This is a genomic window from Fimbriimonadaceae bacterium, from assembly GCA_023957775.1.
Lineage (GTDB): Bacteria > Armatimonadota > Fimbriimonadia > Fimbriimonadales > Fimbriimonadaceae > JAMLGR01.
The window spans coordinates 1-13,574 of record JAMLGR010000014.1; the positions used below are offsets into that span (position 1 = coordinate 1).

The 13,574-nt window shown below is 66.3% G+C and carries 14 protein-coding genes and 1 tRNA gene; 5 read left to right on the top strand and 10 right to left on the bottom strand.

Annotation, left to right across the window (positions count from 1 at the left end):
• The first annotated feature begins 355 nt into the window (after positions 1–355).
• The gene (locus tag M9921_11860) at positions 356–1,627 is read left to right on the top strand and encodes a serine hydroxymethyltransferase (protein MCO5297542.1); all 1,272 of its coding nucleotides are present in this window, start codon (positions 356–358) and stop codon (positions 1,625–1,627) included.
• A gap of 19 nt (positions 1,628–1,646) precedes the next feature.
• On the opposite strand, the gene M9921_11865 is transcribed toward M9921_11860, so the two are convergent.
• From M9921_11865 to hslV, 5 genes are all read right to left on the bottom strand, one after another.
• Positions 1,647–1,976 carry a hypothetical protein gene (locus tag M9921_11865; protein ID MCO5297543.1) on the bottom strand — a complete coding sequence of 110 codons (330 nt, stop codon included), beginning with the start codon at positions 1,974–1,976 and terminating at the stop codon, positions 1,647–1,649.
• 106 nt (positions 1,977–2,082) lie between these two features.
• On the bottom strand, positions 2,083–3,996 hold the full coding sequence (dnaK, locus tag M9921_11870; protein MCO5297544.1) for a molecular chaperone DnaK: 1,914 nt from the start codon (positions 3,994–3,996) through the stop codon (positions 2,083–2,085).
• A gap of 108 nt (positions 3,997–4,104) precedes the next feature.
• A complete protein-coding gene (locus M9921_11875) occupies positions 4,105–4,575 on the bottom strand; it encodes a hypothetical protein (protein ID MCO5297545.1) in 471 nt (156 codons plus the stop codon).
• A 76-nt stretch (positions 4,576–4,651) separates the two neighbouring features.
• Positions 4,652–4,993 (bottom strand): P-II family nitrogen regulator, encoded by a 342-nt coding sequence (locus M9921_11880; GenBank protein ID MCO5297546.1) that lies wholly within the window; start codon positions 4,991–4,993, stop codon positions 4,652–4,654.
• Positions 4,990–5,520, bottom strand: coding sequence for an ATP-dependent protease subunit HslV (gene hslV, locus M9921_11885; protein MCO5297547.1), 531 nt, complete (start codon positions 5,518–5,520; stop codon positions 4,990–4,992). The genes M9921_11880 and hslV overlap by 4 nt, the downstream gene beginning before the upstream one ends.
• A 71-nt stretch (positions 5,521–5,591) precedes the next feature.
• On the opposite strand from hslV, the gene M9921_11890 reads away from it, so the two are divergent.
• Positions 5,592–6,851 (top strand): ATP-binding protein, encoded by a 1,260-nt coding sequence (locus tag M9921_11890; protein ID MCO5297548.1) that lies wholly within the window; start codon positions 5,592–5,594, stop codon positions 6,849–6,851.
• Between the two features lie 139 nt (positions 6,852–6,990).
• On the opposite strand, the gene M9921_11895 is transcribed toward M9921_11890, so the two are convergent.
• Complete coding sequence (locus M9921_11895; protein MCO5297549.1) at positions 6,991–8,451, bottom strand: family 10 glycosylhydrolase; 1,461 nt, start codon at positions 8,449–8,451, stop codon at positions 6,991–6,993.
• A gap of 82 nt (positions 8,452–8,533) precedes the next feature.
• Here M9921_11895 and galE point away from each other — a divergent pair, with 82 nt between their 5' ends.
• Positions 8,534–9,517: a UDP-glucose 4-epimerase GalE gene (galE, locus tag M9921_11900; protein MCO5297550.1), complete on the top strand. Its 984-nt coding sequence runs from the start codon at positions 8,534–8,536 to the stop codon at positions 9,515–9,517.
• A 144-nt stretch (positions 9,518–9,661) separates the two neighbouring features.
• Here the strand turns inward: galE and M9921_11905 are convergent, their stop codons facing one another.
• From M9921_11905 to M9921_11915, 3 genes are all read right to left on the bottom strand, one after another.
• Positions 9,662–10,165 (bottom strand): ferritin-like domain-containing protein, encoded by a 504-nt coding sequence (locus M9921_11905; GenBank protein ID MCO5297551.1) that lies wholly within the window; start codon positions 10,163–10,165, stop codon positions 9,662–9,664.
• Positions 10,166–10,281: 116 nt separating this feature from the next.
• Entirely contained in the window at positions 10,282–10,752 is a 471-nt protein-coding gene (locus M9921_11910) for a hypothetical protein (protein ID MCO5297552.1), read from the bottom strand.
• 147 nt (positions 10,753–10,899) lie between these two features.
• On the bottom strand, positions 10,900–11,418 hold the full coding sequence (locus M9921_11915) for an LmeA family phospholipid-binding protein (protein ID MCO5297553.1): 519 nt from the start codon (positions 11,416–11,418) through the stop codon (positions 10,900–10,902).
• 66 nt (positions 11,419–11,484) lie between these two features.
• Here M9921_11915 and M9921_11920 point away from each other — a divergent pair.
• A tRNA-Leu gene (locus tag M9921_11920) sits at positions 11,485–11,569 on the top strand.
• 152 nt (positions 11,570–11,721) lie between these two features.
• A complete protein-coding gene (locus M9921_11925; GenBank protein MCO5297554.1) occupies positions 11,722–12,408 on the top strand; it encodes a hypothetical protein in 687 nt (228 codons plus the stop codon).
• A 46-nt stretch (positions 12,409–12,454) separates the two neighbouring features.
• Here M9921_11925 and M9921_11930 read toward each other — a convergent pair whose 3' ends face one another.
• Positions 12,455–13,567, bottom strand: coding sequence for an alcohol dehydrogenase catalytic domain-containing protein (locus M9921_11930; protein ID MCO5297555.1), 1,113 nt, complete (start codon positions 13,565–13,567; stop codon positions 12,455–12,457).
• Between the last annotated feature and the right edge of the window lie 7 nt (positions 13,568–13,574).

The window sequence follows — 13,574 nt, forward strand, 5'->3', positions numbered from 1 at the left end:
GGGGCCAGCCATCGGCGCGGCGGGGGAGTCTCACGCAGAGAACGCTAAGGGCGCAAAGGGGTAGGGAGGGCTCACGCGGAGGCGCTGAGGCGCGGGGGGGAGTTTCACGCAGAGGCGCAGAGGCGCGGCGGGGGCGTTTCACGCAAGGGACGCAATGGGCGCTATGGGGGCGTTTCACGCAAAGAACGCAATGGGCGCAAAGGGGGGGGCATCGCCCCAAGGCCCAAGGCCCAAGGCCCAAGGCCCATGGACGAAGGCCCAAGGACCAACCGGGCCCAAGGCCCAAGGCCCAAGGCCCAAGGCCCAAGGCCCAAGGCCGAAGGCCCAAGACCCAAGGGCCGGGTCATAATCGGACATGGCCACTTTGTCGCCCTCCGTCGCTACGCACCGTGTCCCTCTCGCCGAATCCGACCCTGCGGTGTACGCGCTGGTTCGGAAGGAGGAAGTGCGGCAGGAGCACCACTTGGAGCTCATCGCGAGCGAGAACATCGCGAGCATAGCCGTTCGGCAGGCGATGGCGTCCGTGTTGACGGACAAGTACGCCGAAGGCTATCCGGGCAAGCGCTATTACGGCGGGTGCGACGTGGTCGACGAGGTCGAGGAGTTGGCGATCGCGCGCGCGCAGGAGCTGTTCGGCGCCGAGCACGTGAACGTGCAGCCGCACAGCGGCGCGCAGGCGAATATGGCCGCGTACTTCGCGGTGCTCCAGCCTGGCGACACGCTGATGGCGATGAACCTCGCGCACGGCGGGCACCTGACCCATGGCAGCCCCGTGAACTTCAGCGGCAAGTTCTACAACATCGTCCCTTACGGGGTTCGGGAGAGCGACGAGCGGATCGACTACGACGAGCTGCGCCGATTGGCCCGCGAGCACAAACCGAAGATGATCGTCAGTGGGGCGACCGCCTACTCGCGGGAGTTCGACTTCGCCGAGTTCCGCAAGATCGCCGACGAGGTGGGCGCGCTGCATATGACCGACATGGCGCACTACAGCGGGCTCATCGCCGCGGGTGAGTACCCCTCGCCCGTTCCACACGCGGACATCGTGACCACCACGACGCACAAGAGCCTGCGCGGTCCGCGCGGCGGAATGATCCTCTGCAAGGAGGATTACGCCAAGGAGATCGACAAGGCGGTGTTTCCGAACGTCCAGGGCGGGCCGCTCATGCACGTCATCGCCGCCAAGGCCGTGTGCTTCGGCGAGGCGCTGCGCCCGTCGTTCAAGACGTACCAGCGGCAGATCCGGCTCAACGCCGCCGAACTGGCTGCGGCGATGGCGCGCGAAGGCTTCCGTATTGTCAGCGGGGGGACCGACTCGCACCTCATGCTCGTGGATTTGAGGCCCTTTGGGGTGACCGGCAAGATCGCCCAGTCCGTGCTGGACCGGGTGAACATCACCACGAACAAGAACTCCATCCCCTTCGACCCCGAGAAGCCGTTCGTGACGAGCGGCATCCGCCTGGGCACGCCCGCAGTGACGTCCCGAGGCATGAAGGAGGAGGAGATGATCGTGATCGCCTCGCTCATCGCCAGGGCGCTCAGGGGCCACGAGGACGAGGGCGTGCTCGAACTGGTTCAGCAAGACGTCAAACGCCTAGCCGAGTCTTTCCCCGTTCACGACGTCTGATCTCGTTCGTCGCTGGGGGTCACGAAGCGTTGAGAAAGGCGAGCGCCTGTTCGCGGGTTGTTCGGACCTCGGCGACGGATTTCGGCTTTCGGGCGATGCTGGCTTGCTTCGTGAGGATCAGATCGCGGATCTGCATTCCCCGCATCGTCACCGTTGCTCCGACGGGGAACATCACGGCGAGCGGAGTGGCGGCCGCAAGGTCCTCGATCACGGCGGTGAACAGGCTGCGCCCGCGCCGGACTCGGAGAACGGGGACCGTACAAGCGATCCCTCGCCGGCGCGCAGGGCGTCGGGCGTAGCCGTCCACGACAAACTCACCGAGATCTGGGAACTCATGCTGCAGCGCCATGCGTGGGATGGACGAGCGCAAGACTCGGGCCAAAGTGGGAAGGTGCGGGCGTGGCACCCGATGGGCACACCGCAGCCCGCTCCACCCGTTGTCACTCCCAGAGGGCTTACTTTTCTTCTTTGAAGTCGGCGTCGATGACCTCGCCTTCGGTCGCTCCCACTCCCGCGGTCGCCGTTTCGTCCTCATCCGTCGGCACATCCGAGGTCGCCTCTCCGGCGGACTCGCGGTAGAGCTGCTCGGCGAGCGCGTGGCTCTCGGCTTCCAACTCGGCGAAGGCCTGGCGCATCGGATCCTCCTCGTCGGCGGCGACGGCTTTGCGCAGCTCCGCGACCTTCTCCTCGATGCGGGTGCGGTCGCTCTCCGCAACCTTGTCGCCCGCCTCGCGGACCGTCTTCTCGACCGAGTGGCAGAGCTGCTCGCTCTTGTTCTTCAGCTCGGCGCGTTCCTGGGCGGCCCGGTCGGACTCGGCGTTGGCCTCGGCTTCCTTGACCATCCGCTCGATCTCATCCTTGTTGAGGTTGCCCGAGCCGGTGATCGTGATGCTCTGTTTCGTGCCGGTGGCCTTGTCCTGAGCACTCACTTGGAGCAACCCGTTCGCGTCGATGTCGAACGTGACCTCGATCTGCGGAACGCGCGCCGGCGCCGGCGGAATGCCCGCCAAGTGGAACCGGCCGAGGCTCTTGTTGTCCTTCGCCAGCGGGCGCTCGCCCTGCAGGATGTGGATCTCCACCTCCGGCTGGTTGTCCGTCGCGGTCGTGTAGGTGCGGCTCTTCTTGGTGGGGATCGTCGTGTTGCGGTCGATCAGCTTGTCGAAGATGCCGCCCTGGGTCTCCACGCCGAGGCTGAGCGGGGTCACGTCGAGCAGGAGGATGTCCTTGACCTCGCCGCCGAGCACGCCCGCCTGGATCGCGGCGCCGATCGCCACGACCTCGTCCGGGTTCACCGAGCGGTTCGGCTCCTTGTCCGTCAGTTTGCGGACAAGGTCCTGCACCTGGGGCATGCGCGTCGAGCCGCCCACGAGGATCACCTCGTCGATGTCCTTCGACTTGATCTTCGCGTCCTCGAGCGCCTGCTGGAACGGCTTCTTCACCCGCTCCATCAGCGCGGAGGTGAGCTCCTCGAACTTCGCCCGCGTGAGGTTCATGTCGAGGTGCTTGGGCTCGTTGTCCACCGCGGTGATGTACGCGAGGTTGATGTTCGTGCTGACCTGGCTGCTCAGCTCGATCTTCGCGCGCTCCGCCGCTTCGCGCAACCGCTGGACGGCCGCGCGGTCCTTGGTGAGATCCACGCCCTGGTCCTTCTTGAACTCCGCCGAGAGCCACTCGACGATCATCTGGTCGAAATCGTCGCCGCCCAGATGGCTGTCGCCAGCCGTCGAGAGCACCTCGACGACCCCTTCGCCCACGTCGAGGATGGACACGTCGAACGTGCCGCCTCCCAGGTCGAACACCAGGATCTTCTCTTGCGACTTCTTTTCAAGGCCGTAGGCCAGCGAGGCCGCGGTCGGCTCGTTGATGATGCGCAGCACCTTCATGCCCGCGATCTCGCCGGCGTCCTTCGTGGCCTTGCGCTGCGCGTCGTTGAAGTACGCAGGCACCGTGATGACCGCCTGGTCCACGGTGGTGCCCAGATACGCCTCGGCGTCTGCCTTGAGCTTCTGGAGGATCATCGAGCTGACCTCTTCGGGGGTCAAATCCTTGTCGAGGGCAGGCACGTGCACGACCACCGTGCTGTTCTTTCCGGCTTTGACCTTGTAGCTGACGCGCCCCGCCTCGTCCTTCACTTCGCTGAGCTTGTGGCCCATGAAGCGCTTGATGCTCGCGATCGTGTTCTCCGGGTTCACCACCGCCTGCCGCTTGGCCGTGACGCCGACCAGCCGTTCGCCGTTCTGCTTGAACGCGACGACGCTGGGGAGTGTGCGCGAGCCCTCTGCCGTCGAGATGACGACGGGCTCTCCGCCCTCCATCACCGCCACCACGGAGTTCGTGGTTCCTAAATCGATTCCAATCGTTTTTCCCATGCTTGTTGCCTCGTGTCCTTACCTTACCTTATCGGCTTGTTGCGATAGGTATGAAGACACTTGAGTCTATTACACTCAACGCCAGATGGCCGCAAAGGGTTCCCGGGGTCAGGGTTGGCCCGCAACCCAGAGCGCTTCGTACGTTTCGGGGTCCTCGCAGAGTTCGTGGGCGACGGGACCGTCGAAGATCGCCTCCCAGCGTTCTTCCAGTTCGGCGTCGTCGCGAACGATGCGGTCGTAGCTTTCCGAGTAGAAGGGTGGGAAGGTCTCCCCCGAGCGTTTGGCGATGGCCTTGCCGGCTTTGGATTTGGCGCGTTCCACGATCGCGGCGAGTTCGTAGGGGCGGCCGTGTTTGTCTTCGCGAACGGTGAAGAGCAGTTCGGTCGTTTCCGGCAGCACGCCGACGATGAGCAGATCCCACTTGTCCCCTTCGGGTTTGAGGAGTTCGCGCAGGAGGAGCAGGCGTTCCGCGGACTCGAGGGCGCGGCGGTGGCGAAAAGTGACGTAGTAGCGGACGTCGTCCGCGCGCCAGTGGGGCAGCCGCCCCCTCCAGATGCTGAAGTTCTTGAATGGATCCATATGGGAATCGGGAAACGGGAAACGGGAAACGGGAATCGGGAGTCGGGAGTCGGGAATCGGGATCGGGATCGGGTTCCTAAGACAGCGCGGCGTCGCCTCGTTCTCCGGTCCGGATTCTTACGGCATCCATCACTTCGCTGACGAAGATCTTGCCATCGCCGATTTCTCCCGTTTGGGCGGCCCGGACGATGCTCTCGAGCGCGGTCTCGAGCTCCTCGTCGCGCACGACGACCACGATCTTCATCTTGGGGAGCAGATTCACCGCGTAGGTGCTTCCCCGGTATTTGTCGGTGCGCCCGAACTGGCGGCCGTAGCCGCGCACCTGCTCGCAGCTCATCCCGGCGATCCCGGCATCCTCAAGCTCCTGCTTGACCGCCTCGAGACGGTTGACGCGGACGAAGGCCTCGACGCGTTTCATAGCACCTCCACGGTCAACGAGTCATTGGTGAACACGCAGATCTCCGAGGCGATGGCGAGCGCCTCGCGCGCGATGGCCTCGGCATCCAGGTCGCTGTGCCGCAGCATCGCCCGGGCCGCCGCGACCCCGTAGGCGCCGCCCGAGCCGATGCCGGCCACGCCGTCGTCGGGTTCGATGACGTTGCCATCGCCGCCGACGATGAGCATGCCCTCCCGGTCGGCGACGATCATCAGGGCGTTGAGCTGGCGCAGGATCTTGTCGGTGCGCCACTCCTTTGCGAACTCGACCGCGGCGCGTTTCAGGTTGCCTCCGAACGACTCGAGCTTGGCCTCGAAGCGGTCCTGCAGGGCCTGGGCGTCGGCGACGGAGCCGGCGAAGCCGCACAGCACGTTGCCCGAAGCGAGGCGCCGCACCTTCTTCGCGCGGTGTTTGAGGACGATGTTTTCGCCGAACGTAACCTGGCCGTCTCCGGCCAGCGCGGTTCGGCCGTCCCTGCGAATTCCAACCACGGTGGTGGAGCGAATCATGCGCGAAGTGTACTGTCCGCCGGCAGCGGTTGGCATCATGGGACCCTGCTGGCTCGTCCTTGGAAGAAGGGATGGGTTCCAACACGTTCGGATGGAAGGCTGCGGCCGTGGGTGCGCCGTTGCTTCTGGTCGCCGCGGCGTTGCTCTCGTGGAGCGGTTCGGTGGCGATCCGTGCCGAATGGATGCTGCTTGGCGGAGCCGCCGTGCTCGCGCTCGCCACTTCTCTGATCTTCCGGGAGTGGCGTCAGGTCGAGTTGGATCGCCGCGAGGATGCGTGGCGGCTCGAGCTCTTGGAGTTGGAGTCCACGCGCCAGCGGGAGGCCGTGGATGCACTCGCGGACGGGCTCGAGGTGGCGATTCTGATCTGCGGGGCCAAAACGCAGATCCTCTACGCGAACCGCCGCGCTCGGGAGCTGTTCGGCTTTGACGATCCGCGAGGGCGCCCCATCGTGGCGGTCACCCTCTCGTACGAGTTGGAGAAGCTCGTGCTTGGCGCCGAGGAGACGGGCGAACCCCAGTCGGCCGAGCTCACGTTCTCCTATCCCGAAGCGAGGGTGGCCCGGGTCAAGGCGTGGCTCGCGCCCGACGGCCGCGCGCTGGTGACGATCATCGACCTTACGGCGCTTCGGCACTTGGAGCGCGTTCGGCAGGACTTCGTGGCCAACGTGTCCCACGAGCTGAGGACTCCGCTCAGCGTCATCCGGGCGATGGCCGAGACCCTTCTCGAGGACCCCGAGGCCGACGAGGCGCTCCACGAAACGTATTTGGCGAAGATCGTAGGGGAGGTCGACCGCCTGTCGCTGATCGCGAACGACCTGCTGATCCTCGGCGCCGCGGAGTCCAACCCCGTCCGCAAGCAGGCGTGCGACGTGGCGGACGTGTTCCGGACGTCGCTCGGCCAACTGGAGCGCAAAGCGCGCGAGAAGGGACTCGAAGTCGCCTACAAGGGGCCGGACCATTGCGTGATCCCCGCGAACGCTACGCAGATCTCCCAGGTTGCGACCAACCTCATCGACAACGCGATCAACTACACGTCGCAGGGATCGGTGACCGTTGCGTTGCAGCGTCGGGAGAAGGACGTGCTGATCACGGTTGCGGACACGGGCATCGGCATCGCCTCCGAGCACCTCCCCCGGCTCTGGGAGCGGTTCTACCGGATCGACAAGGCCCGTTCCCGGTCCACCGGAGGCACCGGACTCGGCCTGAGCATCGTCAAGCACATCGTCGAAGTGCACGGGGGCACGGTCTCCGTCCGTTCCGCGCTCAACGAGGGCTCGACCTTCGAAGTCACGTTGCCGGTTGGGGACGAGGAAGCCACCCCCGAGGTGTAGAAGGTCTCACGCAAAGGACGCAAAGGGCGCAATGGGGGAGTCTCGAAGGCCCAAGGCCTAAGGCCAACGTAGTCTCACGCAAAGGACGCAAAGGGCGCAATGGGGGAGTCTCGAAGGCCCAAGGCCCAAGGCCCAAGGCCTAAGGACTAAGGACGACTCTCGGCCCCTCGTTACCACACCGGTCGATGATCGAAACGGCCACGCTCGTCGCGCCGGGGCTGAAGCCGGTCGTTGCCGAGCCTTCGCATCCCACCACGTGGCTAAGCGTCCACTTGCCGCCCTGCTTCTGATAGACCGCGGCGAAGAGGGCGTCTTTGTCTTTGGTTCGAATCTCCAATGTTCGCGCCTTCCCGGCACGCACCGCTCGAACCGTCGGCGTAGCGGGCGCTTTGCCGTCGAGCCAAGGCGAGGGAGGGATCAACGCGGCGTCGCGGTACGGGCCGGCCATGAGCGCGGCGGCCACCCCCTTGTCGGGGTTCATCAGCGCCTTCATGCTGAAGTGGACGTTGCCCCCGCGGTTGGGCAGTGCGCGTCGCGTGGCGGCCACTTGGTCGAGGATCTCCTGAACCGGCCATTTCGCGCTCGTCAGGATCTGGCTGGTGAAGTTGCCGGGCCACAGGTTCCGCTTCTTGACGTTCTGGCTCTTCCACCAATCGAGCAGGACGGTGTAGCTCTGCGGCTTCTGGTCGATCGGCCAGTACAGTTGCGGAGTGTAGTAGTCGCACCACCCTTCGACCAGCCACTTGCGCGCGTCGGCGTAGAGCGCGTCGTACTGGTCGATGCCCGCCTGGATCCCCTGGGGCACCCCTGGGCGATAGATGCCGAACGGGCTGATCCCGAACTTGACCCAGGGCTTCGCGCCCTTGATCGCGGTGTAGAGTCGGTGGATGAACCCGTCGACGTTGGCTCGCCGCCAGTCACCCAGCGCCAGCTTCCCGCCTCCCGCCTGATACTTCGCGTAGCTGGAGGCGTCGGGGAACGGGAGGTCCCTCTTCTTCTCGGGATCGCTCGGGTCCTTGACGGGGTAAGGGTAGAAGTAGTCGTCGATGTGGACCCCGTCGAGGTCGTACCGCTTCACCACGTCCAACATCACCGCGATCGAGTGGTCTTGCACCCGTTTCTCGCCCGGGTCGAGCCAGAGATAGCCGCCGTACGCCTTGGCGAGGTCCGTGGTTTGGGAGATGTGCGTGGGCGCGGGTTTGCCCTTGGCGGCCGGGTGCCAGGCCCGGTAGGGGTTGAACCAGGCGTGAAGCTCGAGTCCGCGCTTGTGCGCCTCTTCGACGGCGAACTTCAGGGGATCCCAGTTGGGCGAAGGCGGCCTTCCTTGGGCGCCCGTCAGGAACTCGGACCAGGGCTCCAGCTTGCTCGGATAGAGGGCGTCGGCAGCGGGGCGCACCTGGAGGATGAGGGCGTTGAGCTTGATCTTCTGGGCTTGATCGAGAATCGCGACCAGCTCCGCCTTGGCTTGCTCGGTGGAGAGGTCCCTCTTGGAGGGCCAGTCGATGTTGTCCACCGTCGCGACCCACGCGGCGCGGAACTCGCGCGGCGCCAGGGGCGGCAGGTCGGGCGGGACGAGGGCGATCGAAAGCAACGCGAGCATGCCCCAAGGATACCGATGCCTTCGCGTGCGGGCGCAAATGCGGGCGGGACCCGTCCCCTCGCGAGATCGGTATCCTCCCAGAATGATTCTCGTGGTTGGGGGGGCGGGCTACATCGGTTCGCACATGTGCCGGGTGCTGCGCGAGGCTGGGGAGCCGCATCTCGTTTTCGACAACTTCGAGCAGGGCCACCGGGAGGCGCTCCACGGCAGCCCGGCATTCGACGGCGATCTGCGCCGGCCCGAGGATGTGGCCCGCGTGTTCGCCGAACACCCGATCGATGTCGTCATGCACTTTGCGGCCTACATCTCCGTAGGGGAGAGCGTGAGGGAGCCAGGCAAGTACTGGCGCAACAACACCGCGGGCGTGCTCAACCTATTGGACGCGATGCGGGAGGCCGACGTGTCCAAGCTCGTATTCTCCTCGACGGCCGCGATCTTCGGCGAGCCGGAGTATGTGCCGATCGACGAGGACCACCCCAAGTGTCCGACGAGCCCCTACGGCCAGAGCAAGCTTGCCGTCGAACGCATGCTGGCGGACTTCGACACGGCGCACGGCTTGCGCAGCGTGTGCCTGCGCTACTTCAACGCCGCCGGAGCCTCGCCGGAGGGGGAGTTGGGCGAGGACCACACGCCCGAGGAGCACCTGATTCCCCTTGCGATTCTCGCCGCGCTGGGACGGCGCGCGGGGCTGAAGATCTTCGGCACCGACTACCCGACCCCGGACGGCACGTGCGTGCGCGACTACATCCACATCCTCGACCTGGCGGAGGCCCATCTGCTGGCGGTGCGCCACCTGCGTGCGGGCGGCGAGTCCCGTCGTTACAACCTCGGGAACGGGGTTGGGTTTTCGGTTCGCGAGGTGATCGACACGGTTGAGAGGGTGTCGGGTCGGCCCGTACCCCGCGAGGATGCCGCCAGGCGCCCGGGCGACCCGGCAACGCTGGTCGCCGCGAGCGACCGGATTCGGGAGGATTGGGGTTGGAAACCGACCTACCCGGACTTGGAGACGATCGTGCGCCACGCGTGGGCGTGGTTCGAGGCGCATCCCCAGGGGTACCGGAGCTAAGTCTCTGCTGGTGGTGGGGGGCCTTGCACGCCCTTCCAGCGGGCGTGGCACCCCCGGGGGTGCCCCCGGGACGGCCGGGTCCGGTCGCGGAGCGGCCCGCCCGGGTGCGGGAACACCCGAGCAGGGAGGGGAAGGGTCCCCCTGTCAGCGGGCCGCCATCGCTTCGCGGTTGATCTCTCCCACCGCGATGTCGGTGAGGTGTTTGTCGGTCGCGCCCTCTTCGTCGAGGGTGGTCTGCAAGGTCCGCTGGATCTTCGAAAGGCCGAGGTGCTTGGCGTAGGTGCGGACGCATCCGTACCCCGCCATCTCGTAGTGCTCGACCCTTTGCGCCGCGGCGATCAAGCCTGCGTCCTTGACGTCGGGGTCGGCCTTTTCGGCGATCATTTCGCTGCCTTCCTTGATCAACCCCTCCATGGCCTTGCAGTGCTTGCCCTTGGGGTCCTCGCCCAACTCCTCGAACACCTCTTCGAGGCGCGACACGTGTTGTTTGGTCTGCTCAAGGTGGTCGCCGAAGGCCCTCTTCAGACGGTCGTTCGACGCGGCGTCCTTCATCTTGGGAAGGGCCTTGAGAATTTGGTGCTCGGCGTTGTACAGATCCCTCAACTCCTCGACGAACAACTCTTTCAGATTGGTGACTCGATCGGACATAGTGACTCCTCCATGAAGTTTCGGAGGGCTCTCGGGCGGGATTGCCCGAAGGGCTTGCCTCCTTGGTCCCATTATCGAGGAGGCGGCGTGGCGTTGCCATCAAGATTCCGCAAAGATCAGCGATCGCCACGAAGCGCCCGTGCAAGGGGGTGGACCGCGCCGGCGTGGCGCGCGACCTCTCGATCGAAGCGTTGCCGGTCCACGAGGAAGAGCGGGATCCAAATCACGGGCCGGCGGCTCAGGTGGGCGAGGCGGAGGTAGGCGAATCCGGGTGCCAGCGTCATCTTGCGGATCGTAGCGAGATCGCCCCAAGCGAGGCGGTGGTAGCGGTTCCAGATGTCGTAGCCGCCGATCCCCTCTTCGTCCACATCGATCCGGTAGGTCCACGTCGCGTAGAACAGCGGAATCGCGCAGAAGGCCCACGCGCCCACGACGGCGACGGGGAGGTGCCACCACTCCCGGTTCGGATTGTCGATCGTCACCGCCATCACGGGAGCAAGCAACAAGAGGAACGCCGCCACCGTGCGGAACGGCACCCAGAACGAGCTGGCGAACTGGGTGCCTCGGCGCGGCTTCGAATGCCTCATCCATCGGAAGGGACGGGCGGGCGGGCGCGAGGGTTGCCGGACAAAGGGGTGCCACGCCCGCTGGACGGGCGTGGGTTCGAGTTTGAAGCTGGAAAGTGTCGGCGCATCCGCCCTGCGGCGTGGGACGCGCGCGGCAGTCCCGAACGGTCAAGGTTTCCAGGCCGCGGTGCCGTGCAGGGTGATCACCCCGTCGCTGGCCTCGATGGACGTCAGCGTCACGTCCAAAGGCAGGTCGGCCGCGTCGAACACGGGATTGACCTTGGCGAGGTTGGTCTCCACGAGGCCCCGAACGGGCGACGGGACACCGTCGGCGCTGGCGAGGTCGACCCAGATCTGCTTGCCGTCGACGAGTCGGAGCGTGCAGACCACGCGCGCCCGAATCTCGACGATCACGCGCGCGCTCGCCTCGACCACCACCTTTCCGTCCTCGAGTTGAACGTCGAACCGTTGCAGGCCGCCCGGCGCCTTCTGCTCCAAGAAGGCGGCCACCGCGTCCGCGCTGATTTTCGCGACGAGCTCGGCGGGGGCCATCGAGACGGCAAAGGGCTCCGTTTCGATGCGCGTGGCGTCGGCCTGGAGCGTCAACTCCTCGATCGTGAGACCGACGGAGGTCTCCAGATCGGCAAACGTCGCGGCCCAGGCTCCGGCGCGGATGGATTCGGACATGGGCGGAGCCTACCTGCCTGCGGCGGGCGTGTCCCCCCTTCGGCCTGCAGGTACGCTTTCGAGCCTGGGCGAGTGGCGGAACTGGTAGACGCGCTGGATTTAGGTTCCAGTGTCGCAAGACGTGAGGGTTCGAGTCCCTCCTTGCCCACCACGGGGGTTTGCGGGGCGGGGTTTCACGCGCACGCAAGGAACGCAAAGGGCGCACGGGTTTCACGCAGAGGCGCTGAGGGGTTTCACGCAAGGAACGCAAAGAGCGCACGGGGATGGTGTCACCTTGGGCGTCGGTGGGTGTAGGGTGTAACTGTGCTGCTCGAAGTGTGCTGTGGTTCGGTTGAGGAGGCGGTGGCGGCGGCAGGGGCGGGGGCGGACCGCCTCGAACTCTGCGCCGCGCTGCCCACGGGCGGGGTGACGCCTTCCATCGGGATGATCGAAGAGGTGCGGGCGCGCGTGAGCCTTCCGCTCGTGGCGATGGTGCGGCCCCGCGAGGGGGGGCCGTGCCCGCACGAAGCCGACTTCCGTGCCGCGGTGCGCGACGTTCGACGCTGCGTGGCCGCCGGGGCGGACGAGATCATCTGCGGCGTGCTGGACGCGGAGAGCCGCGTGGACCTTGCGCGAAACGCCGAGCTGGTATCGGCCGCGGAAGGCACGCCCGTGGCCTTTCACCGCGTGTTCGACATGGCGGCCGACCTCGACGAGGCGCTGGAGGCGCTGGTGGGACTCGGGTTTTGCCGGGTGCTGACGAGCGGCGGCGCCCCCAACGTGGACTTCGGTTTCGAAGCTCTGGTCCACCTGTTGGAGCGGGCCGCGGGCCGCATCGCGATCCTGCCGGGTGGCGGTGTCAGAGAGCACAACGCCCGACCCCTCCGGGAGGCGGGGTTCGAGGAGATTCACTTCTCCTTCCGGCGAGAGAAGGGAACAGGCTACGGCGGGGTCGCCGACACCGAACCGGACCCGGAGCGCATCCAAAGGATTCGCGCGGTGGTGGAGTAGACGGGGAGTGGCAAGGACCACAAACCACAAACCCCAAACCACGAACCTACAAGACGATCACCGACCGAATCACATTGCCGGTCTCCATCTCGTGGAACGCGTCCTCCACGTCCTCGAGCGCGATCGTCCGCGTGACCATGGCGTCGAGCTGGAGTTCGCCTCGCAGATAGAGGTCGGCCAGGAGGGGGAAGTCGTGCGAGGGGAGGGCGTCCCCGCAGTGGCACACGTGCAGGGCGGCCTTGTTCCAGTACACCCCGACCGAGAAATCCCCGAGGTTGAGGTTCAGCGCGTCGTCCTCTGCCGGGAACCCGATCGTGGTTGCCGTCCCGCCATAGGAGAGCATCTTCACGCACTGCTCGGTGCACGCCGGGATCCCCGTGGCCTCGAACGCGTACTCGACCCCGCCGTCCCAGCCGTCGTCGGTGAGTTTGCGGACCTCGGCGACAGGGTCGCATTCGGATGCGTCCACCGTGTGCGTCGCGCCAAAATCGCGCGCCCACTGGAGCTTCACCGGGTTCACGTCGATGCCGATGATCTGCCGGGCGTGCTGCAGTTTGGCTCCCTGGATCACGCTCAGGCCCACCCCGCCGCAGCCGACCACGGCCACGCGCGCGCCGGCGAACACGGGCGAGGTGTTCATCGCCGCGCCAACGCCGGTGATCACGCCGCACGCGAGAAGGCACGCTTTGTCCAGCGGCATCGCGGCGGGCATCTTGATGGCGGCTTTGGAGTGGACGACCGTGTGCGTGGAGAACGTCCCGCAACGGAGCACCTGCGAGCAGACCGCTCCGTCGGCCTTGCGCTTGATCCGGGGCTGGGGCCTCAGAGCGGCGTAGCAGTGCCTTGGGTCGCCACGCAGGCACGCCGGGCACTTCTCGCACGGCGCGCGGTAGGCGAGCACCACGGGATCGCCGGGCGCGAGCGACGTCACGCCATCGCCGACCATGTCCACATATCCGGCGCCTTCGTGGCCGAGCACGATGGGAAACGCCATCCCGCTGCCGTTCAGGTTCTTCACCGTGAGGTCGGTGTGGCAGACCCCGCTGGCGACCAGTTTGACCCGGACCTCGCCCGGCCCGGGATCGTCGACCACGATCTCCCGCACCACCGCCGGTTCGCCCGGCGCCTCCAACATCGACGCACGTCCTTCGATTGCCATCTGACCA